This is a genomic window from Geotalea sp. SG265 (genome assembly GCF_022808985.1).
Classification (GTDB): domain Bacteria; phylum Desulfobacterota; class Desulfuromonadia; order Geobacterales; family Geobacteraceae; genus Geotalea.
In genome coordinates, this window is record NZ_JAKZFT010000010.1 from 103,591 (window position 1) to 127,233 (window position 23,643).

Sequence of the window (23,643 nt, forward strand, 5' to 3'; positions counted from 1 at the left end):
AAAAAGGATCATTATGCAAAACTCGATTTATGGCCATGAAAATTCCAGCTTCACTCTCAAGGAAGCTCTAACTGTGATATTCAAGTACAAGACAGTAATACTTATTGTCTTTACTATTGTCACCACAACTGCAATTGGCATTGCATTCATGCAACCTCCAGTCTATGAAGCAAAGGCGAGCGTATTGCTAAAGATCGGTCGTGAATATCTTAACAGATCTGAACTTAGTGAAAGCAGTAAACCTGTACTATCAGTGAACCAAGAAGAGCTGACGACATCCGAAATTCAGATACTGAAAAATAACGCAATGATGAAAAATGTGGTTACGAGAGTGGGAATAGACAAGATATATCCTGAGCTCTCAAAAAATGTGTCAGGCAATATGAATCCGCTTGATGTTGCGGCTGAGAATCTGGAAAAACAGATCACTGTCGAAGGGGTAAAAAAATCAAATGTGCTGATGGTGTCTTTTCAACACACAGATCCCGCAGTGGCGGCCAAGGTGGTCAATACTCTGATCGAGCTTTTCAAGGAAAAGCATCTCCAGGTATACAGCGACCCGAAATCCTCATTCCTTGAAAAGCAGCTGGCAACCTATCAGACAAGACTGAGAGATTCGGAACAGAATCTTCAGGCATACAAACAGGCCCACATGGTGTATTCCCTCGACGAACAGCGCACCCTGCTGCTGGAACAGCGGTTCGGTCTGGACACACTGCTCAAGAACTCAGAACACTCCATCTATGAATCGGAAAAGAGGATCGCTTATCTGAAAAGGCAGTTGAAGGGTATTTCGGAGAGCAAAACCCGATATACCAACTCGGAGCGTGATCGCATAGTGGTGGACGCAAAGTCACGGTTACTGGCACTGCAACTGGAAGAGCACGAATTATTGAAAAAATATCAGGACGATAATGTACTGGTGGCAAATATCCGCAAAGAAACCGAACTGGTAAAAAATTTCATAAAGGAACAGGAAGAAGACATATACGGAAAGGCCAAAAGCAGTAATGTCATTTATCAGAACGTTGAAATGGAACTTATCAAGGCGGAAACGGAACTCACTTCACAGAAAGGAAGACTTGCCTCATTGCGCCAGCAGTTGCGCCAGGTCGACAAGAACATTCAATCACTGGACTTGAGCGAAAAAGGACTACAGGAATTGAAGCGCGATCAGCAGTTGAATGAGAAGAACTACCAGATCTATCTGACTAAAACCGAGGAGGCCCGTATAGCGGAAAACATGGACCGGCTGAAAATTGCCAACATCAGTGTCATTCAGGATGCAGCTGTGTCGGGGAACCCGGTCAAACCCAATAAACTTTTATACTCGGCAATCGGTATTGTATTTGGGTGCATTTCTGGTGTCGGGGTCGCCTTCCTGTCCGAGTCCAGAGCACGAACGTTCTCCAATCCCCTTGCCGTCGAAAGACTCCTGGGAGTGCCGGTCCTTGCGGTCGTCTGCAATGAGGAAGGCTAGGACATGTACCTGGACTTTTTCAATCTGCAAAAAGAGCCGTTTAACATAACCCCTGACCCAGATCTGCTCTTTTTGAGCAATTCAAATAAGGAAGCTCTGGCAGCGATCATCTACGGGGTCGTCCAGAGAAAGGGCTTTGTGGCAATTACCGGGCAAATCGGGGTGGGCAAAACTACCATCATTCGATCGTTCCTGGAAAGCAAGTATGGCTCGAACCTGAAGATCATCTATATCTTCAACGCGAACCTTTCCTTCAAAGCGCTGCTGAAGACCATATTCCGGAACCTGGGCCTTTCTCCCGGTTCGGAAGAAGTCTTCGAGATGGTTAACGAGCTTCATCAGATATTGATTGACCTGTACAAGCGTGGGGCGAACGTCGTTCTGATAGTTGATGAAGCTCAGAACATGCCGGTTGAGACCTTGAGAGCATTGCACATGCTCTCAAACCTGGAGACGACAGCGGACAAGCTGATCCAGGTCGTTTTATGCGGTCAACCTGAACTGGATGACATTCTGGACGGTCATTTATTGCGGCAGCTCAAACAGCGGATTGCCATCAGGGCGATTATTCAGTCGCTGACGAAAGAAGAAAGCCTTGCGTACATTCGGCACAGGCTGTCAAAAACAGCTGTCCATGGTGCCGAAATATTCACCGCTGGAGCATTGAAGGAGATCATCGGCAAAGCAAATGGCATTCCACGGGTCATCAACACCCTGTGCGACAACTGTCTCATTACTTCTTTCGGCAGGCAGGAAAGAAGGGTGACACAGAAGTTAGCCAGAGAGATCATTAGGGAAACAGCCAGCGTAAGGCCTGTTAACAACGCATCAAGGAGAAATCTTGCTGTTGTGTCGCTGGTGGCGGCAATGATGGTCCTGTTCGTCTTTGCCGATGATGTGGCGCGAGTGGTGCAGTCAGCCTTTGCTGCGAAGAACATGCAGGGCCAGATAAGGACGCAGCCGGCTGCTCCAGTTGCCCCATTGCCGCCTGGTAGTGCCAATGTGCAGTCACTGGAAGAGCCAAAGAAACTGATTGTTTCCAAGGTTGTCAGAAAAGGGGACACACTGGCGCGTCTTGTCAACCAGACTTATGGCTCCGTCAATGACCGGCTGATCGGGATGGTGCTGGATATTAATCCGCAGATTCTTGACAGAGACCAGATCAAAGAGGGGGAAAAGATCGCATTTCCTCCCCCTGATAACTGATCAGTTCAGAACACTCAGCTGCATTATGTCAGGAGAACCGTGATGAGCAATATTTATGAAGCGTTGCAGCAGGCAAACAATGATAAGAGACCCGAAATCTTCCCCGGTTCGGATGTGAAGCCGCCACTGCCTGGATCGGCGCCAGGGTTTGCCAATCAAAGTGACTACAAGACAATTGGCACCGATGCTGAGATGTACAATCTCCATCAGAACATCGATTACCTGCTTCCCGAACCGGCAAGGAAGATAATTCAATTTATTGCCGCCGGGGAGAGGGAAGGGGTCTCGACCATCGTCCGCCGTTTTGCCCAGACAGCCATCACAAATTTCGGCAAAAAGGTACTTATAATAGATGCTGCACACCATAACCCCACGCAGCACCTCTTTTTCAAGGTTGATTGTTCCGCAGCCCGCTATGGACAGAAGCAAACTGTCTGCTTTCCTGTGGCTGACAAAAGCCTTTTTCTTTCACCACTGTCGGCTCAGCATGCATTGATCCCAAGGGTCCATGACCGTGAGGAGACCTTGGGAGTATTCGCCCAGCTGCGGGAACAATTCGACATGGTGCTCATCGATTCTTCGCCGGGAACGACTTCCCCCACCAGCATCGCGCTGTCACGCTATGCAGACGGCGTTGTCATGGTCGTCGAGGCAGATAAAACATCAAGGCTGGTGGCAGAGAGCCTGAAGGAAAAAATCAGCCGAAATGGCGGGAACTTGATGGGGATCATCCTCAACAGGCGAAGATTCCACATACCGGAGTTCATTTACAAGCGTCTCTGAGAAAGGTTTGCGCCGTCTAAATCCAGGCAGCACCGGATCCCTGGAAAGGCCAGGAGGAAGACATGCAACTGACAAGCGGTGTTGGGTTCATAGATCGTGAGTATGGCATCTACAGCGAGGAGTATTTCACTGAGGCATTATGCCGCGAGCGGAAAAGATCGGAACGTTCAAACAGACCGTTCGTCCTCATGTTGGTGGAATTCAAGGATCGCCTCGTAACGGCTGGAACTGGCATAGCCGGCAAAGTAGTTGACATAGTATCGGAATCAGTCCGTGAAACGGATGTGCGAGGCTGGGTGAAGCGATCCTCCACAATCGGTGTGCTTATAACGGATATTGCCATGGACGCCATAGCCCCGGTAACAAAGAAGATCCAGGCTAAGGTCGCCGAAAAGTTGCATAAAATTCCGTTGAAACACATCTCCATTTCCTTCCAGATTTTTCCCGAAAACAATATATCTGAGCAGGGCCAACCGTTCAGTCTGCTGTTCTATCCCGATGTTCTCAAAAGCAATGATTCGCGCAAGGGGTCGGCCATCATTAAGCGTCTGATCGACATTATCGGCAGTGTTGCGGGGCTAATACTGTTTTCTCCTTTGTTTGCGGTTATTTCGGTGGCGATTAAGCTCAATTCCAAGGGGCCGGTCATTTTCAGACAGGAACGGTACGGACAGTACGGGAAAAAGATCACCTTCCTCAAGTTCAGGTCAATGTATGTCAATAACGATGATGCCATTCACCGTCAGTATGTAAAAAGACTCATCGAGGAAGGCGATGACCGGAGCAATGATAGCAGCGGCTCACAGAAGTTTTACAAGATCAAGCATGACCCACGGGTAACGGCGGTAGGACGATTTTTGCGAAAAACGAGCCTTGACGAACTTCCCCAATTTTTCAACGTTCTCATGGGAGACATCTCTCTGGTGGGGCCACGACCGCCGATTCCCTATGAGCTGGAAAACTATGCGCTATGGCACCGCCACCGTATCCTGGGAATAAAGCCGGGACTGACCGGCATGTGGCAGGTGAAAGGGCGCAGCTCCACGACCTTTGACGGCATGGTGCGTCTCGACCTCAAATATATTAGGGAATGGTCCCTCTGGCTTGATTTAAAACTCATGCTCCTGACCCCAATGGCAGTGGTCAGGGGCAAGGGGGCATGCTGACATGGTTTTAATTACACTGCTAAGAAAGAAAGGAGCATCTAGATGCTGAACATCGGTGTTATCGGCTACGGCTACTGGGGGCCGAATGTCGTCCGCAACCTGAATGAAGCTCCCGGAGCAAAAGTCGTGGCCATATGCGATCTGGAAGAGAAGGCTCTCAGTCGTGCCGCAAAAAAGTATCCCCGAATGGTCACGACACAGGATTACAAAACGATTCTGGCGGACAAGGACATTGATGCCGTAGCTGTGACGACACCTGTTTCAACACACTTCGAGCTTTCCCGGATGGCACTGAATAATGGGAAGCATGTCTTCATCGAAAAGCCTTTCACTGCTTCCGTTGAACAGGCAGAAGAACTGCTTGAACTGGCAGAAAAGAAAAATCTGAAACTGATGGTTGATCACACGTTCATTTTCACCGGTGCGGTGAAAAAGATAAAGGAACTCATAGATGACAATACCTTGGGCGAACTCTACTATTTCGACTCGACCAGAATCAATCTTGGCCTTTTCCAAAGGGACGTAAATGTTGTCTGGGACCTGGCCATTCATGATCTTGCCATACTTGATTTTCTCACGGGAAAATCGCCAAGTGCAGTGACAGCCACAGGTATTTCCCACTTTTACGATGAACTCGAGAATCTGGCCTTCATCACCCTGTATTACCCCGATAACTTCCTGGCCCACATCAATGTCAACTGGCTTTCGCCCGTCAAGATACGGACCACTCTGCTAGGGGCCCAGAAAAAGATGCTTGTATGGAACGATCTTGTCTCTGACGAAAAGATCCGAGTGTACGACAAGGGCATCGAAGGAGATTTGACGAAAGAAATGTCCTATAAAACCCGGATCAACTACCGTTCAGGTGATATGTGGGCACCGAAAATTGACCAGATAGAGGCATTGAGCCATGAGGCAGAATATTTCATTCAATGTATTGAAAACGACCTTACTCCCATAAACGATGGTGCGGCAGGTTTGAGAACGGTGAAGATACTGGAAGCTATAATCAAGTCCCTGAAAAAAGGGGGTGAACTTGCTTATCTATGACTTTTACCTCTGAAGTATTTTAGATCACTACAATGGAGGATGTCCCTATGACAGAATTTCTTTGCATAGCCGACGATGTAATACTGGCCAGTAACGTCAAGCTTTCAAAATTCATAAATCTGTATGGTTGTACCATAGGTGCCAATACAAAGATCGGCGCATTTGTGGAAATACAGAAAAATGCCTTTGTCGGCAGCAACTGCAAGATATCCAGCCATACATTCATCTGTGAAGGCGTAACCATAGAAGATGATGTATTCATTGGACACAATGTGACTTTCATCAACGACCTCTATCCACGGGCGACTACCGGCGACGGAAAACTGCAGACAGAGGCGGATTGGCAATGCAATACCACGCTGATAAAAAAGGGGGCCTCCATTGGTTCCAGTGCGACCCTTCTATGCGGAGTAACCATTGGTGAGAATGCCATTGTCGGAGCAGGCAGCGTGGTGACCAAAGATGTTCCTGCTAACGCGATCGTTGCCGGGAATCCGGCGCGACTTCTGAAAATACTGGGGAAAGAGGAGTCAAAACATGAACGTCCCGTTTCTCGATCTCAAGAGCCAATATCAATCAATATCTGAAGAAATTGAAACCGCAATCCGCCATGTCCTGAATGCAACGGCATTCTCCGGAGGACCATTCGTGGAGCGTTTCGAGGATCAATTTGCCGCATTCAGCCAATGCCGGCATGCCATTGGTGTGGGCAGCGGTACCGAAGCGATCTGGCTTGCGCTCATGGCTCTGGGCATTGGTCGGGGGGACGAGGTCATTACCGTTCCGAATACCTTTATAGCCACGGTCGAGGCCATTAGTCTTTGCGGCGCCACCCCTGTTTTCGTCGATGTCGATGAACGGAGCTATACGATGGACCCTGCCCAGCTTGAGAGGGCCATCACGCCGCGAACCAAGGCGATCATTCCGGTACATCTCTACGGGCAGATGGCTGACATGGACCCGATCATGGCGATTGCCAATACGCACGGCCTTTATGTGATAGAAGACGCATGCCAGGCGCACGGGGCAGAATACCGGGGCAGACGGGCAGGATCCATTGGCAATGCCGGTTGCTTCAGCTTCTATCCCGGCAAGAACCTGGGGGCTTACGGTGAAGCCGGCGGAGTAGTGACCCATGATGACGAATTGGCAGCGAAGATCAAGATGTTGCGCGACCATGGCCAGTCAAAGAAATACTCCCACGCCATGATTGGGGTGAACAGCAGGATGGACGGGCTCCAGGGCGCCGTGCTGGGCGTGAAGCTGAAGTACCTCGACTCCTGGAATGATGGGCGCGCCAGGAACGCCGGGCTTTATCGACGGCATCTGGCGGGGGTAGACAGCGTAGTGCTGCCCGAAAAATTGGACTACGCCCGTCACATCTACCATATATTCGCGGTCCGCGTGCAGAATCGCGAAGCATTCATGGATGCCCTCAAGGAACAGGGCATTGCCAGCGGCATTCATTATCCTGTTCCGGTCCATCTTCAGGGTGCCTACAAATTCATGGGCAAGAAGAGAGGGAGCTTTCCGGTGGCGGAAAAATGCGCGGATGAAACAGTTTCCCTGCCCATGTTCCCGGAGCTGAAGGAGGAACAGATCGAACATACGGCCGATGTGATCAAAAAATTCATACGTCGCTCGCCGGGTGGGAGATAATGCCTTATCAGCGGGACAATCAGGCGGAGAAGGCATTGGCGATACCCGATTCAACAGGTGATTGTGCGAACGGGTCCCAGCTTTCCCTGGCTATTATCGATCCTCTCCAACACCCACAATGGGACGATCTGCTGCTTTCTCTGGAGGGCTGCTCCTTTTTTCACACCACCGGCTGGGCCCGCGTTCTCTCGGAATCGTACGATTACACTCCCCTCTACTTTGTCTTGTATGGCAGTGACAGGCTCGAAGCGGTCATTCCTGTCATGGAGGTGAAAAGCATCCTTACCGGATGTCGGGGGGTTTCTTTGGCCTTTACCGATTATTGCAGGCCCATTGCCGGGGATCAGCGACAGTTTGACCATTTGCTCAAATCCATTGTCGCCTACGGCAAAAAGGCAGGATGGCAAACTATAGAGTTAAGGGGAGCGGGGGAATTTCTCCCGTCTGCAACGGCATCGGCTTCCTATCTGGGTCATGTGCTGGAGCTCTCCCCAGACGAACAGCAAGTCTACAGACGCTTCAGGGGCAGCACGAAGCAAAACATCAAGAAAGCGAATGCGGCAGGAGTGGAAATTAACATATGTGACACACCTGCTGCCCTGGAGGTGTTCCAACGTCTTAACTGCATCACCCGCAAAAAGCACGGAATGCCACCACAGCCGGACCGTTTCTTCAGGAACGTAGGTGAACACGTGATAGCAAAGGGAAAAGGGTTCATCGTGCTGGCGAGCTGCGGGAAAAAGCCGATCGCAGCTTCGGTCTTTTTTCATTTCGGCAGGACCGGAGTTTACAAATATGGGGCATCGGACGATACCCATCAGCATCTCAGGCCTAATAACCTGGTGATATGGGAGGCGATCAAATGGTTCTGCAGAAATGGGTTCGAGTCTTTCTGTTTTGGCAGGACGGACCCGGGAAACAACGGGTTGCGACAGTTCAAAAACGGCTGGGGCACAAGGGAAACTACCATACATTACTACAGATATGATCTGCGCAGAGACAGTTTCGTGCCAGGAGAAATCGAGCTGGACAGCCGTTACACCCGGCTGCTTGGCAAGCTTCCCATCCCCCTGCTGAAAACGCTGGGGTCACTGTTGTACCGGCACAAGGGCTGATCATGATTTCTACGACAAAACCGGTCACGCGCCGAGTCTATTATAAGCTCAAACCGTGGATTCCCAGAGAGCTGCAGATCTGGATCAGGCGATTGAATATGGCCGGCAGACTCAGGCAATGCAGTGATATCTGGCCCATAGACCATAATACCGGTCAGAAGCCTGCGGGGTGGACAGGATGGCCTCAGGGAAAGCGGTTTGCTTTTGTCTTAACCCATGATGTGGAGGCTGTTCGGGGCCGTGACCGCTGCATGATGCTTGCGAACCTTGAAAGCGGCCTTGGTTTTCGCTCCTCTTTCAACTTTGTCGGTAAGGGTTACCCGGTTTCAAAGATCCTTCGCCGTCGTCTGGTTGCCAGAGGATTCGAGGTGGGGCTTCATGGGCTTGTTCATGACCATCAACTGTACGAATCAGAGGATTCCTTCAGGCAGCAAGCCGTGCAGATCAACAGGATTTTGAAGGCATGGGGAGCCGTTGGCTTTCGCTCGCCATGCATGTATCACAACCTTGACTGGCTTCGCCAACTGGATATGGAGTATGACTCCTCTACATTCGACACTGATCCTTTTGAACCGCAGCCCGATGGCGTGGGTACCATTTTCCCCTTTCATGTGCCGGGCAACGGCTGTGGGCAAGGCTATATGGAGCTGCCATATACACTGCCCCAGGACTTCACCCTGTTTGTCCTCCTCAAGGAAAAGACCATAGACATATGGAAAAGGAAGCTGGATTGGATTGCTGCACAGGGGGGGATGGCTCTGCTTAACGTGCACCCGGATTATATGAGTTTAAATGGGACCAGGCCCGCTTGCGATGAGTACCCGGTCGCTTTTTACGAGGAATTGCTGGAGTATGTCGCATCGAGATACCGGGGGGCATATTGGCACGTGCTGCCCAGGGACGTCTCCAGCTTCTGTTACGGACGTCTCGTCAAACGGACAATCTCTGCAGCCGACCAGGTTTCCTGTGAATCATCGATGAACAAGGCGGTGGTTCAATGGACATGACGAAGGCTAAGGGCGACTGCGACGGGCAGCACCGGCCTGAGGTCGCCGCAGTCATTCTTTCATCCCATACTACAGCCCTTGGCGTGATCAGGTCCCTGGGCATGATGGGGGTTCCGATTACCAATGTCTATTACCAGCGGCAGGACATGGGCTATGTTTCCAGATATGTGAGTAAGCGTGTATCTGCTCCGCATCCGGAAAGAAACGAGGAGCAGTTCATTGCCCTGTTGGTGAGCCTGGCTACGAGCGAAAAGCAGATTCTCGTGCCTGCGGATGATGCAACACTGTCGGTTGTTTCACGGTACCTGGCGGTGCTGGAGAAGCATTACATTGTTGCATGTACCGATTGGAGCGTTGCCGAACTTTTCATTGACAAGAAGTATACCTACGAGTTGGCAGAGCGAGAGGGAATCCCGGTTCCGAGAACCCTCGTTCCCTCAAGCAAGGAGGATGTGGAGCGCTTTGCCTCGAAGGTGATATATCCGTGTCTGGTCAAACCAAGACAGAGCCACCGCTATTTTGAAGCCTTCAGAAAGAAGATGGTCAAGGTGGAGAGCAAGGGAGAACTCGTTGCAGCCTATGATGAGGCTGCAAACGCGGGAATCGGCGTAATGCTTCAGGAGTATATCCCCGGTGACGATACCAGGGGGATCAACTATAACGCCTATTTCTGGGAGGGCAAAGCATTGGTTGAATTTACAGCCGAGAAGGTAAGGCTGGCACCTCCTGGCTTTGGTGTTCCTTCCGTTGTAAAAAGCAAGGATGTACCTGAGGTTGCGGGATACGGACGCAGGCTCCTGCGAGCGTTGAGGTTTCGCGGTTATGCCTGCACTGAATTCAAAAAAGACCCCAGGGATGGAACATACAAACTCATGGAGATCAATGGACGGCACAACCGCTCGGCCCTGCTGGCTCTCCGCTGCGGCATCAACTTTCCCTGGTTCCAGTACCGGCACCTGGTTGATGGAAAGGTGCCTTCTATCGATTTCCCGCCCATCTTGCGGGAAAACATCTATTGGATCGACGAGTTCAAGGATGTGGGGCGACTGACCGGAAAACCAGGGTGCAGTCTTCTCTCTTTTGCGCGTCCTTACCTGGCACCCCATGTATTTGCCGTTTTTGCCCTCAATGATTTCAAGCCTTTCATCAAGAGATGCGTCGATTCCGTGAGAGTTCTGGCCAGCTTCGTAGCTGCTCCGGAAAAATAGAAAAGAGGGGCGCGAACAAATGTGAAAGATCACCGATTACCAAAGCTTCCACGAAAGGCACCGGATCATGGTTTGGTTCGGACATTGAGGTTGAGGAGCATCATAATGTTATACCCCACGAGGCGTTGTTATGAGGACTCGTAAAAAGATATGGATCGACCTTGATAATTCGCCCCACGTCCCATTTTTCAGACCGATAATCAAGGAACTGGAAAGAAAGGGGTATGGGGTGGTTGTTACAGCCAGAGACTGTTTCCAGGTTTGCGGCCTTGCTGATCTCCTGAAAGTCCCATACAGGCGGATAGGGCGTCATTACGGCAAAAACAAGTTGATTAAAGTTCTTGGCCTTGCAGTGAGAGCCATACAACTGGGACCAACGGCAATACGCGAGAAACCCCATCTCGCTCTGTCCCATGGTTCGCGCTCCCAGTTGCTGGTGGCGAACATGCTGGGCATCCCGTCGGCACTGATATTTGATTACGAGCATGCCAAACGGCTGCCGTTTGTTCATCCCGATGCCGTGATAGTGCCCGAGGTGATACCGGAGCATTCCCTTCGCAAGCATTCCTATGTCGGCAAGTATCCAGGGATCAAGGAAGATGTCTATGTACCTGACTTCACGCCGACAGCTGGAATCCTGCAACAACTCGGGATAAAGTCAGGGGAAATCGCCGTTACTGTCCGACCGCCTGCAACGGAGGCTCATTATCACAGGCATCAGACTGACGAGCTTTTTGAAGCGGTGATGGAGCAGGTGACAGCCCGTGATGAAGTGCGCATGGTTCTGTTGCCGCGAAACGAGCGCCAGGGTGCGGAGATCAGGGAGAAGTGGCCGGAACTTTTTCGCAGCGGCAAAGTACTGATCCCTGAACTTGTTGTCGACGGGTTAAACCTGATCTGGCACTCGGATGTGGTGATCAGCGGCGGTGGGACGATGAATCGAGAGGCAGCTGCACTTGGGGTGCCTGTTTACAGCATTTTCCGCGGGGAAACCGGGACAGTCGACAGGTACCTTGCCGACAAGGGCCGGCTGACGCTGCTGCAAAGCGTGCAGGACGTCCAGACGAAGCTGATCCTGGAAAAATGGAATCGCCCGCCCAAGCCTGTTAAGGGGAGCCGGCCTGCGTTGGGCAGAATCGTCGATCAACTCGTTGCCATACTGGAAAACCGGACCTGATTTCCTCCCTTGAGGGATCGGAGTGTGCTAGTGGGAGGCTCCAGGCATGCAGTTATCGTGGATTCATGATGCAAGAAAGCGGTTTGACAAGGTTTTCCCTGCCGAGTCCCTGCGTAAGAGGTTTACGGTGGGAGTTTCATGGGTCATGTCGGGTTCGTTGTTCAGGCAGGCAGCAAGTTTTTTGGCGGGCATCTATGTCGCCCGCATTCTTGGTGTGGCAGACTTCGGCAAATTGGCCATCATCCAAAGCACGGTGCTGATGGTTTCCAACTTCGGCCAGGCCGGAATCGGTCTTTCCACCACAAAATATGTGGCCAGTACCCGATCAACAGATCCAGAACGGGCAGGCCGAATCATTGGCTTTTCGTTGACGTTTGCCTGCGTTTCTTCCCTCTTGGCAGGCGCCATCCTGGTCATTTTGTCAGCGCCCATCTCTGAAAAGCTCTTACCGGGGGGGGACCTTTCGATGCAATTGGGGATTGCCAGCGGCTGGATCATGTTCGAGATTGTCAGTCTGCTTCAGCTGAGGATGCTGGCCGGACTTGAATCATTTCGCGGAAGTGCCCATGTCACCCTCTACCAAGGGATACTGCTGCTGCCGGTCGTAGTCGCAGGCGGATTTTGGGGGGGATTGAACGGAACTATCGTCGCCTATTCCCTGGTGAGCCTGCTGGGATGTGTTGCCGGTCAAATAATCCTGTGGAGGGAGTGCCGGCGCCTGCATATAAGAATTGCATTCCGGCGGCTATGGGAGGAACGATGCATCCTGCGAATGTCAACCATGGTCTGGCTCAGCGCCATCGCCTTGAACGTCACCAACTGGCTGGTCGGGATCCTGCTTGCACGCCAACCGGGCGGCGTTACGGAATTTGCCCTCTTCAATGCCGCCAGCCGCTTTCAAAACGTGCTGGTATTTCTGCCGACCAGGGTTTTTCACGTCTCCGTGCCTGTTCTGGCCAATCTCCAGGCTGAAGGGAGCCGGCGCCGCTTTGCCAGGGTACTTCTTTGTGCAGGTGGAATTACCATGGGAGTGACTGTAACTGGTGCATTACTATTCATGCTCTTTTCAGACCAGCTGATGTCGTGGTACGGGAAGGATTTTGCCCAAGGGGGGAAGGTACTGGGGATGGTCGCCGTTTTATGCATTGTCAGCTCTCTCTGGACTATTGCCACTGCCGGATTATGGGCGGCAGAACAATCCCGGCAGATGCTTTTCCTGGACATCTTCCGCGGCTTTCTCCTGATAAGCTTGTGTTTGGCCGGGCCGGTCGCCACCGCTCAAGGATTGGCACTTGCCCATGTCATCAGTTATGGCGCTGGTGTCATTCTCCTGCTCCTTGTCCTGTACCGTTACCTGCGCCAGCCATGGCCTGCAAGAGAAGTTGTATCCCGAAAAGAGCAGCAGGAGGTGGCATCATGATGGCTACTGTGGTAGGTCGCAATCACGACTCAATGGACCGGAGCAACGGCTCTTGCAAAGTGACGGCAGGTCTGGCTGTTGTGGGTCTGGTTGCATCCTGGCTGGCTTGGATACTCCTGGCTCAGTCCATCGGTGATACTGCTGAAGAAGGACTTACCGATCCTCAGGGCAAGCCATTCATTTATTATGTCTTGCACGGCCTCGGCATTCTGGCGACCACCTCTGCCGGTGCCGTAGCGGCAATAACGGGAGAATTTCACAGGCTGAGCCGATCTGGCCGGCTGTGCTTCTGGCTGCTGGTCGGTACTGCTTTCACCTGGGCTGCAATTACCTATGGTCCGGCAGATTATGGTTCGTACAAGGCATTGGGTGCAACCGGCCCTTTTGTATGGCTTAGCTGCATAGCCTTTTTTGCGGGCATGAACAGGAATGCGTGGCAGATACTGGAGCCGGTAATCCGTTGCATTGCATACCTGACGGCGGTGCTGGCACTGTACGCCATCGTCAAGGACCACAGGGTAGTCACCGAGAGATGGTTTTCAGCACCTGTCTATTACATGGTGCTTCTCATGTGGTTTGGGGGATGGACGTTTCTCAGCTCCTGGAAGAGTCGGTCCTGGCGGCTGTTGCTGGGTTGTTTCCCTTTCGTCGTTTTCGTAATGACTACCATTATTACTCAGACTCGTTCCTGGTTCCTGATGTCGATCCTTCTCCTGCTCGGCTTCCTCTTAGTTTCCCGATGCTCGCGCCACCAACAGGTCCGATCAAGGCCCAAGATGCTGGCAGTGTTCTGCCTCTTGGCGCTTCTGTTCATGATGGCGGGGTTCGTGCTGAAGGACAACCTTTCTCAGTCCATTACCGCCTTCGAAGAACGCGCTTTAAACGATACCCGCTCCGGGCAGTACGCAGAGTTCTTTTCCCAGGTGCCGGTCTCGGATCTGGTTATCGGCAGGGGGCCCAATGGCAGCTGGGATTGGGACGGAAAGGACTATCAGTTCTTCGACAATGCATTGCTCTGGACGGCATTTATTGGTGGCCTGCCAACCTTGGTTTCTTATCTGGTGCTGATTGTTTTTCCCGGATTCAAGGCCTTGAAGGGAGGAGCGACAGGTGATGACGGGGCAACCGCTGTTCTCGTCGTCTTGTGGGGGCTGGCCTGTACCGGATTCAGCACCTACACCAATCCTTCCCTTACAAGCTATTCATACCTCATCTGTCTTCTGGCCGGCCGTTGCGCAGGATTTTGGGCAGAGAGAGGTGCCGTTTCAGTGGCAACGGCAGAGATCCGTTCATGCTGGCCAACAGCCGTGCCGCAAAAGCAACGAACCGCTGCTTGTCACGTTTCCCCCAATGGAGGCGAGGCATGACCCATAGCGAAGCTTCCCTTCACGGGCTTCGGCGACAATCCACCCATGTTATCTGCATCTGCCGGGGTATCGGCTTTCCCTTCGGAATGGCCCAGACGCAGCGGATTCGTATGATCGGCAAGGCGGCCACTTCACAGGGGCTGAAGTTCACCGTTTTTCACATTGGCGGAAGCCCTTCAGGGTTGAATCAACAAGTAACTGGAACTTTCGAGGGAATTGCCTACGATTATTTTCCTGCAACGCTGTCAAGACCTGCCAATCCAGTGCTGAGGAAGGCAACCTGTCTGTACGGAGTTCTGTGCATCATTAAGAGGCTGAGTCAGATAAGGTCGAAGGATAACCAGGTTTGTATATATGCATGGCTTGGCAGAGGAATGTTCGGCATTGCTTGCAAATCACTGCTGCGCCTGTTCCGCTTGCCTGTCGTCCAGGAGTATAACGAGTGGTGGCCTGGAAGACTTGAATGGGTAAAAGGTGTGGTCAATCTTGCCCTTACCCAGGGGACCCTTGCCATTTCCAGGACCATAGAGGACCGGCTGGAAGGGATCTGCTCAGGTTTTTCTATTTCCAACAAGATAATGAGAGTGCCGGTACTTGCTGACGTCGACATTTTCGGTCATCCCCTTGACGGGGCTAAAAAAATGCCCGAGCAGCCTTATCTCCTGTGGTGCGGTAATGCCGATGCCTATATGCGGGACATACAGTTCATGCTCCAGGCGCTCAAGCTGGCCCTCGGCACGGGTGGCAGGTGCTCCCTGATATTGGCCGGCTCCAAATCCGATAATGCGGAAGAGGCGGTTAAACGCCATGTGGACAGTCTTGGCCTTCCCCGAGAAGCAGTCCGCATGACCGGCTATGTGGATGACAAGGAGCTCAGGCGGCTGATGGGGGCGGCGCAGGCCCTTCTTCTTCCCCTTTGGGATGATGACCGCTCCCGATGCAGGTTTCCAAACAAGCTGGGTGAATACCTTTCCAGCGAAAGACCGGTCATCACCTGTGGTATTGGTGACTTGGGCGAATTCCTTACTGATGGGTGCACCGCCCACCTCTGCCGCCCGGGAGATGCTTCCGAGTTTGCGGAACGTATACGGGCTGTTCTGGCCGATCCGGCAGAGGCCGGACGGATCGGCAAGAGGGGACGCGAGCAGGCCTTGCAATTCCTGGATTGGCGTAGCAGTGCTTTCAGAATTTCGCGGTATTTCACCACGATTTCTGCAGGCCGAAAATATTCTTCTCTGGAGACCTGATATGGCGGAGATAGTGATCGGTGGCGATATATGCCCCATCAATCGCAACTTGCCCTATTTCGAAGCGGGAGATGCTGCTGCTCTGTTCAACGATCTGCTTGTGGAATTCCAACGGGCGGATCTTTCCATTGTCAACCTGGAATGTCCGCTGATAGACAAAGAAACTCCGATCCGCAAGTCCGGACCAGTTCTGGGAGCAGGGCGATCTGTTGTCCAGGCACTGCGAAACGCCCACATACACATTGCCAACCTGGCCAACAATCACATTCTCGATCATGGCTTCGAAGGATATCAAAGCACGGTATCCGCCTGTAAAGATGCCTCCATTGCCATCGTTGGCGGTGGGGAAAATCTTCAGCAAGCACGGGAGATGCTGATCAGAGAGGTAGGCGGAGTACGACTCGGCATTTTGGCCTATGCGGAAAGGGAATTTTCCATTGCCCGGGCGCATTTACCAGGGGCTAACCCGCTGGATCTTGCTGCATTCCGTAGAGCGATCCGACACTACAAGGGACAATATGACTACCTGATCGTCCTTCTCCATGGCGGCATTGAACATTATTCATATCCAAGCCCGCGGCTGCGGGATACGTGCCGGTTTATGATAGAAGAGGGTGCCGGTGCCGTAATCTGCCAGCATTCCCATTGTCCCGGCTGCTATGAAAACTACGAAAACGGTCATATCGTCTATGGTCAGGGTAATCTGCTGTTTGACCGCTTTCCGTACCGCGGCGAGCCTTTTTATCAGGGCTTCCTGGTCAGGCTGAAGGTCATGGCCGAGCCGACTTCGACCATTTTGTTTATTCCGTACCGCCAGTCAGATGTCCAGCCTGGAGCACGCAAGATGGAACCGGGAGCGGCACTGCAATTCATGAAGGAATTCAATGAGCGGTCTGGAAAGATAGCCTCTCAGGATTTCGTGGAAGCGCAATGGGAGGAGCTGTGCAGGAAGAAAAAAAATGAATACTTCAGTGCACTGCGCGGCCACAGTCGGCCGCTCCGTTATCTGAACAGAAAGATGTCCTTTACCGACAATATTTACACCCCGCAGGGGCTGCTCTGCCTGCAGAACATGATCCGGTGCGAGTCGCACCGGGAAACCCTGGAAACGCTGTTGAACGGGATGCTGAAAGGGTAGAGGTGCAAATGAGACGCTTACTGAAACGCTATTCCTTGTACATGAAGCAAAGAGACTTGTTTCCGGGGCTGAGGCAAGCAGTTCAGAGACATTTCAATCTCATCGAGCTGCGCACCGCCCATTGGGCTGCGAAGAATCCGTATGACGAAAGATTCGACGTTTCCGAATATGTCTCTCCCTATCCATTCACTTTTGGCATTGTCAAAGAGTTCTGGCACAACCACCGATTCTATATCCGCGCCTGCCGCGAATTGAAGGTTTCTTACCGGGTGCTGGACCTGACTAGGCCTGACTGGCTTGAAACAGTTACGCAGTCGGCGTGCGATGCATTTCTCGTTGTTCCTTCGGTAAATTTCAGCTTCTGGAAACAGATGTACGACGAACGCATCCGCGTGCTCGTCGAAGTGCTGGGGAAAAGGGTTTTCCCGTCATACGAAGCCATGTGGATGTGGGAAAGCAAACGACGGATGCACTATTGGCTCAAGGCTAACGGGATACCTCACCCTGAAACGTGGATTTTCTATGACCGGAAGGAGGCGCTTGGTTTTGCCGATACGGCGCCTCTCCCTCTCGTCTTCAAAAGCGATATGGGATCGGGAGCATCGGGAGTGATTATTTTCCGTGACCGGGGTCGTCTTCGCCGGCACATCAATATCTGTTTCCGCAAAGGGTTCACCAACTACCGTCGGGGGCCCACAGACCGAGAGACAGGCACCATTTTTCTGCAGGAGTATTTGCCCGATGCACGCGAATGGCGGGTTGTCAGGATAGGGGCATCATACTTCGCCTTTGAGAAAATGAAGGCGGGGGAATTCCACAGTGGCTCGCACTTGAGGTCTTTTGCACGGCCATCCTCTGTGCTGCTTTCCTTCGCGAGAGGCGTTTTCGACACGGGAGACTTTTCCAGCATGAGTCTCGATATTTTCGTCACCAGGGACGGCAGGTATCTGGTGAACGAATTGCAAACTTACTTCGGCATCCAGGACAACCACGAAATGTGCGTTGTCGACGGCGTCCCGGGCAGGATGGTCCACGACCCCCAACACGGCACCTGGGCGTTCCAGGCAGGCAGTTTCTGTGACAATTATCTCTACAATCAGCGCCTGTCCTGCTTCATCGAACAGTTGCAATGGGGAGATCAAGGCACATAATCCTTCGGCAGTCTGGAGGGGGAAAGATGAAAGTTCTTCAAATAGTGGGGGGATTGCCCAGCCAAACCAATCCCTCGTTCCAACCCTTCGTAGCCAGCCAGATCCGATCTCTTGTCAATGCAGGGTTGGATGTGGATATTCTTGATCTATCCACCATTGCCAGGCGCGGTTTGAAAAAATACCTGAGCGGTGCTGTCGAATTAAGGAGGCGCATTGCCTCCGCGAACTACGATGTCATCCATGCCCATTATTCCTATTGCGGGTGGGTTGCCAGGTGCCAGCGTCAGCATCCGGTGGTGGTTTCCTTGATGGGAAGCGACCTTTTGGGAACCCCTGACATGGAAGGGAAGATGAAGGTCAGGGGACAGGTGGATACGAATATAGCGCGGCTGCTGACGCAGTGGGTGGACCATGTTATTGTCAAGTCAGATGAAATGGCACAGCATCTTCCACCGAGGGTGAAGGTTTCCGTCCTGCCCAATGGAGTAGATTTCGAAAGGTTCAAGCCCATGGACAAAACCCTTGCCCGTGCGCGTTTCAATCTGTCAATGGATGAGAAAATCGTTCTTTTCGCGGCAGATCCGCACAACTCCCGAAAAAACTATCGTCTTGCAAATGGAACGGTGGAGATGCTGCAGGATAGATTCAGACAGCCGTGCCGCCTATGGGCTTTCTACAAACAAAACCAGGAGGAACTCCCATATGCCATGAATGCTGCAGACCTGTTGCTGATGACCTCATATTGGGAGGGGTCGCCTAATATAGTCAAGGAAGCCATGGCTTGCAATCTGCCGGTCGTATCGGTCAAGGTGGGCGATGTGCCGAGGGTTTTAGCGGGCGCTTCTAACTGTCATCTGGCCGGATACGACGCTTTGGAGCTGGCTTCCAGAGCCGCGGTCGTTCTGAGAACAGGCGGACGCAGCGATGGTCGCGATCACATCCAGCACCTGAGCCTGGAAAAAGTGGCACGGCAGATTATCGACATCTATCAGCAGGAGTTGAGGGATTTCAATGGCTGAGGAAATGGGCTGTTGTGTAAACAAAAAAGTCCCCGCAGGTAGCGGGGACTTTTTTGCAGGAGGTCTGTCGCCAGTAGCAGTTTAGTCGGAGACCAGGGTGAGGACGGGAGGCTTCAAGATTTTGGGAATCAGTGCCCCCATTGGTCCGCCAGTGCTCGAAGCCGAAAAGGCAGGCGAATTGGTCGTAATGCGGTAGCCATCGTCGGGTGTCCAGAAGACGCCATCTGAACCTGCAGGATTGGCAGCATTGACATAGAGAGGATCACCGGAGATGTTGCCATTGTTGTTGGTTTGATTGGCGATGGATGAGTAATTTCCCGATGTATTACCGTATACGTCGTTATCGGCAACGGTTTGTGCTGTGATGTCGGTGCTGATCTTGACGCCGTAGGCCTTATTGGTGGAGACGATATTGTTGGTCACTGTGAGGCCGGAAATGGCACCACCAGTACTGGCAACAGTTATACCGTTGCCGGTATTGCTTGCGATCGTGTTATGGTCGATGACGGTATTGCTAATCGGTTTCGAAGTGCTGCTTGTGCTGATAGAGATACCGGTGCCGCCATTCTTGAAGATGAGGTTATTCCTGATGGTCGCACCGGAATATCCGTTGCCCCAGTAAGTGTTAAGCGTAATCCCTGTATCGGCCATTCCATAAATGACGTTGTTGATGATTCGTGCAGGAGAGTGGGAGCTGATACCGTCTGCGCCAGAACCTGAGCCGTTGGCACAGACATTTCCTTGTACCACCACGTTGGAAAGGCCGTCCTTCATGTCAATGCAGTCCCCCTGGCCACCATTGATACCCGTATTGTAAATGTTATTGCCCTGGAGAGTCACATAGGAGTGGGCAGGCAAGCCGGTATCCGATGAGCCACCGATGTAAATGCCTTCTCCGGTAGAATCATGAATAGTGTTGTTGCGGAAGGTAATGTCGGTACACCCCCCATTCTGCCTGGTATCTGTCGGATCCGGCCGGTGGGCATAATCGAAAAAGGCAACGGACGTGGCGGCCGAGAGATCATTTTTCTCGAAAAGAACGTGGTCACCACCCCAGTAATACAAAGCCTGGGATTGACCGGTGGTCTTGCATTTAAATCCTCTGACAGTGACGTAGTTCTTCTTGGAGGGTCCAAAGCCAGCCTCTATGGAGTAGGAAGAGGTCGTGATGCTGAAACGGCTGGGCCCGCTGTAATCTGACCATGATGGACTTGCCGGATTGGTGTCGTATTTGGACATGCCGTCCAGGGTCAGGCGATTGGTGGAGGTGTCCGTTCTGGCGATGGAAATTCTGACGGAAGAAGGCATATCCACATCGGAGGTTGCTTTTCGCGCTGAGAAATAGACGGTAACGTCTGAAGTGGCAAGGGCCTTATTGATTGTTGCCCATGCAGCGGTTGCCGATCCATCGAGCTTCTGCCACGGAGCGGCAGCCGATCCGTTGCCGGTGCCGGTAACGGCCGGATCCACATAGAATTCTGCAGCACTTGCCAGCGCGGGTAATGCAAGCGTAAACAGAGCAGCCAGAAAAAGGCCTGGCTTGACCTTCATTTTATGAATTACTGTTTTCAGGATGTTCTTCATCTTTTATAACTCCTCTTGACTTATTAAATACAGTTCTCTGAGGTCCGGGCATTTTGCCGAACCTGCCGTTAGGACGGATTTAGCGCGTAACCACATTTAAAGCCTCAATCATGGCGCTCCCTTTGACGCTGATGAAATCGATGTTGAGAACTCCATCGGACACGCTTACTGGGATTGTAACATCGTAAGCGGTGTTTTTCCCGACCAGTGCGTAAACATCCAGTTGGTTCAAAACCTTGATTCCTTCCATGTTGACGTTGAAATATCGTTGGCCGGCAGCGGAATAATAGGTCTCGGCAAACTTGAGCGTGACGGAGTAGTTCCCATTGGGGACAGGAATTTTGTATGAACAGCTCCCGATCCGGCGGGTCTGGTAAAGGGTGTCATCGGTTGTTCCTGCTATTGCCGTGGTGGTTTTGCTGATGGATCCACCGGAGTAATAGGTGTCCGCCTTGTAAAGGGTACCGTTGGAGCTGGTAAAATCAGGTCCGCCTGAATTGGTGGCGAAAACCAGTTTGCCTGCCACAGCGCTGAAACTGGCCGCCACGGTGTGATTAGCGGTGATGTTGCTGAAGTTGTAGCTAGTGACTGCGCCTACCGAGACACCGTCCACCTTGACATCAGCGACTTTGTAACCTGAGCTTGGCGCGATGGTGTAAGTTTTACTGCTGCCGTAGGTTACCGTCGTCGTCCCAGCGGGGGAAATGGTGCCTCCTGTCCCGGCAGTGGCCGAGATGGTATAACTGACGTTGGTGAAACTTGCGGAAATGGTGTGGTTGGCGGTGATATTGCTGAAGGCGTAGCTGGATACTGCTCCTACGGACGCGCCGTCAACGTTCACGCCGGCAATCTTGTACCCTGTAGCTGGGGTAATGGTAAATGTCTGACTCAGCCCCTGTGAAATTGCTATGGACCCGGACGGAGATATGGTACCGCCAGTTCCTGCGGATGCCGTCAGGGTATAGGTTGGGGTGACAGGGGGGGAAGGCGTTGTAAAGCTCATCTGATTGGACAGGTCACTCATATCTCCGCTTGCGTCATAAGCCATAATGGCAAAATAATAGGTGGTGCCGTCATCGAGACCACTCTCCGTATAGGAGGTGACATTGCCCACGTCGGTGGTTTTCGTATAGCTTCCCGAAACGGTGCCCGTATAGACTTTGTAACCAGACGGGGTGGCTGGACTGCCGTCAAGATAGGTCGTGGGTGCGCTCCAGGTAAGGCTGGCTTGGGCAGCATGGGAGGGTGCAGCTAAAAGATGAGTTGCCACAAGAAACACGGTGATAACTACTAAAAGCACACGCAAAACGGCTGCGGGTGATGTCTTCGGTTTCATGTAATGCACGTTTACTACCTCCAGGTTTTCTGTTTTTCTGGTTGCGAATTCTGACGAAAAAGCGTTGCCGTTATAGGGTTACAGTAAGGAAACATCAGAGGTATTGCGGTGACGGGAATCACATTGCAGGGCAAAGAGGGGATTGGCAGAGGGATGTTAACGTTTGTTGGCGAAAAAGATGTCCAGGGCGGCGCGTCCCAGTTGCGGCGCACGGAGCCTGAGCATATCGCCGTTGATCGTCAGGGCGACGAAGGCGATCTGGGGGTCGTTGGCGGGGGCGACGCCGGCGAACCAGTTGTAATGGCCCCGGGGCTCGAAGCCGACGATGGAACCGGTCTTGCCGGCTACGGGGATGGCCTGATGGTAGCGGCGGCCTTTGGCGTCACGAAAGGCGGTCTTGGCCGTTCCCGAGGCGACTGTCTGGGACATGGCTCGGAGCAGTTCTGCGGCCACATGGGGGGAGGTCATGGCAGCAAGGGGGGCGGGCTTCATCCGGTACAGCTCTTTGCCTCCCGGTCCCTGGATGGCGTCCACCAGGGAAGGGGTCGGCATGGTGCCGCCATTACCCAGTGCGGCAAAAATCATCGCCACCTGAAAGGGAGAAATCCTGACCTTGTGGTCGAGCCCAGCTGCCATGCGCATCAGTTCTCCATCGGTGGTGGGTGTGGGTAGCTCGGCCATGGCTATGAAATTGCCGCCGAAGGGGTAGGTGCCGAAGCCGAATTGCCGGGCTGTGGCGGAAAGGGTCGCAGGGTCCAGGCAATCTTCCGCCAGCCTGCCGAAGGCGGGATTGACCGAGTGGGCCATGGCATTGCACAGGGGAATGGCCGCATCCCCGCCACGGCCTGGCCTGCCCCAGCGACTGGGGCTTTCCGAGGTGGCTCCGCCACGAAAGTGGATGGGGGTGAGTGCATTGGCTTTGCCGGTCTGGAAAGCGGCGGCTGCGGTTACCACTTTGAACAGTGAAGCCATGGGGTAGCCGGAGAATGGGGCGCGGTTCTCCCATTCAGGCGATAGGGAGGAATGGGCGACACTGGCAAGCACCCGTCCCGTCTTAGGCTCAATGGCCACAAAGACAGCATAGGGAACCTTCCTTTTTTCCATGAAGGCTCGTACCTCTTCCTGCAGGTTCCTCTGCAGGGAAAGGTGTGCCATGTTGCCGTCCTGCAGCAGAAGATCACCGCCGGGTGACGGGCGCAGGCCGCTTGTGGTGCAGAGATAACGGAAAAGGTCAAGACTGGTAAGGGATGCGTAGCGGAAGAGCTGTGGCCGGGCAGGGGGCTTCGTTCTGACGAAAATATGCTTGCCGATGGGGCTCCCTGGCAGGAAAAGCCAGGCGGTTATGCCGATGGCGACGATGACGGTGGTGGCTATGATGAGTTGTTTGCGGGTGGTCATGTCTTCGCTGCTCTCCGGTCCTTAGATGTTGTAAGGCTGCCATGACAGAGGGAAAAAAGCAACCCTTTGCCGGGCCGAAACCAGCAGTGTCTCACCCAAATTACATTCCTTATGTGATGTACATCACCTTTT

The 23,643-nt window shown here is 52.6% G+C and carries 20 protein-coding genes; 17 read left to right on the forward strand and 3 right to left on the reverse strand.

What is annotated here, in order from left to right; all coding sequences use genetic code 11:
• Positions 1 to 13: 13 nt before the first annotated feature.
• The 17 genes from ML541_RS12870 (at position 14) to ML541_RS12950 (ending at position 19,193) form a co-directional block, all read left to right on the forward strand.
• Positions 14 to 1,480: a GumC family protein gene (locus ML541_RS12870; RefSeq protein ID WP_279342494.1), complete on the forward strand. Its 1,467-nt coding sequence runs from the start codon at positions 14 to 16 to the stop codon at positions 1,478 to 1,480.
• 3 nt (positions 1,481 to 1,483) lie between these two features.
• On the forward strand, positions 1,484 to 2,686 hold the full coding sequence (locus ML541_RS12875) for an AAA family ATPase (RefSeq protein ID WP_243373435.1): 1,203 nt from the start codon (positions 1,484 to 1,486) through the stop codon (positions 2,684 to 2,686).
• A gap of 42 nt (positions 2,687 to 2,728) precedes the next feature.
• Entirely contained in the window at positions 2,729 to 3,469 is a 741-nt protein-coding gene (locus ML541_RS12880; RefSeq protein ID WP_243373437.1) for a hypothetical protein, read from the forward strand.
• Positions 3,470 to 3,531: 62 nt separating this feature from the next.
• Positions 3,532 to 4,635 (forward strand): sugar transferase, encoded by a 1,104-nt coding sequence (locus tag ML541_RS12885; protein WP_243373439.1) that lies wholly within the window; start codon positions 3,532 to 3,534, stop codon positions 4,633 to 4,635.
• 42 nt (positions 4,636 to 4,677) lie between these two features.
• Entirely contained in the window at positions 4,678 to 5,685 is a 1,008-nt protein-coding gene (locus ML541_RS12890; RefSeq protein ID WP_243373441.1) for a Gfo/Idh/MocA family oxidoreductase, read from the forward strand.
• Positions 5,686 to 5,732: 47 nt separating this feature from the next.
• Entirely contained in the window at positions 5,733 to 6,272 is a 540-nt protein-coding gene (locus ML541_RS12895) for an acyltransferase (protein WP_243373443.1), read from the forward strand.
• Entirely contained in the window at positions 6,223 to 7,344 is a 1,122-nt protein-coding gene (locus tag ML541_RS12900; protein ID WP_243373445.1) for a DegT/DnrJ/EryC1/StrS family aminotransferase, read from the forward strand. The genes ML541_RS12895 and ML541_RS12900 overlap by 50 nt, the downstream gene beginning before the upstream one ends.
• Positions 7,344 to 8,459, forward strand: a complete 1,116-nt coding sequence (locus ML541_RS12905) for a GNAT family N-acetyltransferase (protein WP_243373447.1) — start codon at positions 7,344 to 7,346, stop codon at positions 8,457 to 8,459. Before ML541_RS12900 ends, ML541_RS12905 begins: the two co-directional genes overlap by 1 nt.
• Positions 8,460 to 8,710: 251 nt before the next feature.
• Entirely contained in the window at positions 8,711 to 9,466 is a 756-nt protein-coding gene (locus ML541_RS12910) for a hypothetical protein (protein ID WP_243373448.1), read from the forward strand.
• On the forward strand, positions 9,457 to 10,674 hold the full coding sequence (locus ML541_RS12915; RefSeq protein ID WP_243373449.1) for a hypothetical protein: 1,218 nt from the start codon (positions 9,457 to 9,459) through the stop codon (positions 10,672 to 10,674). The genes ML541_RS12910 and ML541_RS12915 overlap by 10 nt, the downstream gene beginning before the upstream one ends.
• Positions 10,675 to 10,804: 130 nt before the next feature.
• Entirely contained in the window at positions 10,805 to 11,851 is a 1,047-nt protein-coding gene (locus ML541_RS12920; RefSeq protein ID WP_243373450.1) for a DUF354 domain-containing protein, read from the forward strand.
• Between the two features lie 46 nt (positions 11,852 to 11,897).
• Entirely contained in the window at positions 11,898 to 13,271 is a 1,374-nt protein-coding gene (locus ML541_RS12925) for an oligosaccharide flippase family protein (RefSeq protein ID WP_243373451.1), read from the forward strand.
• The gene (locus ML541_RS12930) at positions 13,268 to 14,638 is read left to right on the forward strand and encodes a hypothetical protein (protein WP_243373452.1); all 1,371 of its coding nucleotides are present in this window, start codon (positions 13,268 to 13,270) and stop codon (positions 14,636 to 14,638) included. Before ML541_RS12925 ends, ML541_RS12930 begins: the two co-directional genes overlap by 4 nt.
• Complete coding sequence (locus ML541_RS12935) at positions 14,635 to 15,885, forward strand: glycosyltransferase family 4 protein (protein WP_243373453.1); 1,251 nt, start codon at positions 14,635 to 14,637, stop codon at positions 15,883 to 15,885. Before ML541_RS12930 ends, ML541_RS12935 begins: the two co-directional genes overlap by 4 nt.
• Before the next feature lies 1 nt (position 15,886).
• Positions 15,887 to 17,023, forward strand: a complete 1,137-nt coding sequence (locus ML541_RS12940) for a CapA family protein (RefSeq protein ID WP_243373454.1) — start codon at positions 15,887 to 15,889, stop codon at positions 17,021 to 17,023.
• Positions 17,024 to 17,031: 8 nt separating this feature from the next.
• Positions 17,032 to 18,174: a hypothetical protein gene (locus ML541_RS12945; protein ID WP_243373455.1), complete on the forward strand. Its 1,143-nt coding sequence runs from the start codon at positions 17,032 to 17,034 to the stop codon at positions 18,172 to 18,174.
• A gap of 26 nt (positions 18,175 to 18,200) precedes the next feature.
• Positions 18,201 to 19,193, forward strand: coding sequence for a glycosyltransferase (locus ML541_RS12950; protein ID WP_243373456.1), 993 nt, complete (start codon positions 18,201 to 18,203; stop codon positions 19,191 to 19,193).
• A gap of 81 nt (positions 19,194 to 19,274) precedes the next feature.
• Here the strand turns inward: ML541_RS12950 and ML541_RS12955 are convergent, their stop codons facing one another.
• The 3 genes from ML541_RS12955 to ML541_RS12965 all read right to left on the reverse strand — a co-directional run bounded on the left by ML541_RS12955 (position 19,275) and on the right by ML541_RS12965 (position 23,511).
• The gene (locus ML541_RS12955; protein ID WP_243373457.1) at positions 19,275 to 20,777 is read right to left on the reverse strand and encodes a right-handed parallel beta-helix repeat-containing protein; all 1,503 of its coding nucleotides are present in this window, start codon (positions 20,775 to 20,777) and stop codon (positions 19,275 to 19,277) included.
• Between the two features lie 79 nt (positions 20,778 to 20,856).
• Positions 20,857 to 22,113: a malectin domain-containing carbohydrate-binding protein gene (locus tag ML541_RS12960; RefSeq protein ID WP_243373472.1), complete on the reverse strand. Its 1,257-nt coding sequence runs from the start codon at positions 22,111 to 22,113 to the stop codon at positions 20,857 to 20,859.
• A gap of 156 nt (positions 22,114 to 22,269) precedes the next feature.
• The gene (locus ML541_RS12965; RefSeq protein WP_243373458.1) at positions 22,270 to 23,511 is read right to left on the reverse strand and encodes a penicillin-binding transpeptidase domain-containing protein; all 1,242 of its coding nucleotides are present in this window, start codon (positions 23,509 to 23,511) and stop codon (positions 22,270 to 22,272) included.
• Between the last annotated feature and the right edge of the window lie 132 nt (positions 23,512 to 23,643).